This window comes from Oleiphilus sp. HI0067 (genome assembly GCF_001635735.1).
Map to the genome: position 1 here is coordinate 1 of NZ_LWFI01000658.1, position 589 is coordinate 589.

Consider the following 589-nt stretch of genomic DNA (forward strand, 5'->3'; position numbering starts at 1 on the left):
TCTTATACACGCATATTCTGCGTGTGATGGGTGATATTTGAATTGAAATGTGCGCTAGATCAGCTCTGAATCAAACGCTTGAAGGTCTCGTGTAAGATCAGTGCATCATTTGATGCGCGATGACGTAATAAATCCATGTCATTGATGGCTTGGTTATGGACGTCTTGCCACTTCGAAACTTGGTCTGCATCAAGCAAGGCGCTAATAGATTCAATTTGAAAGCTGTGTTTGATCCCTGAAGCTTTAAACAAGCGGTGAAGCCAAAAGCTATCAAAGGTCCACGCGTCACAATAAACAAAGTGATCACCTAAGAGCTCATTGAGTTCTTGCGCTACTTGATCGCAGTCTTGTCCGTTTTTTTCGAGCTCATCTCGACTGATCCCATGAATCTTAGCCGCTTTGCCAGACCAATCCTTCCAAAGTACATGAGGCTTAATGAGCCATGAGTGAGTGTCACCGTTAGGCATGCAAATGCCCACTTCAATTGGGTAGCTCGCAATAAGATCAAGGCTGGAGGCCTCAAAGTCGATAAATATAGGATTAACTGCTGTCATAATGGGCTGCGCTTAAAAAACTTTTGCTATGGTAG

General features: G+C 43.6%; 1 protein-coding gene. It reads right to left on the reverse strand.

All coding sequences use genetic code 11. From position 1 onward, the window contains the following. Positions 1-59: 59 nt before the first annotated feature. Positions 60-554, reverse strand: a complete 495-nt coding sequence (locus A3739_RS07230) for an exonuclease domain-containing protein (protein WP_197468887.1) — start codon at positions 552-554, stop codon at positions 60-62. Positions 555-589: the final 35 nt, after the last annotated feature.

Excerpts from the sequence above, each read along its gene's own strand:
- A3739_RS07230 (WP_197468887.1), bottom strand. The coding sequence starts at position 554 with ATGACAGCAGTTAATCCTATATTTATCGACTTTGAGGCCTCCAGCCTT.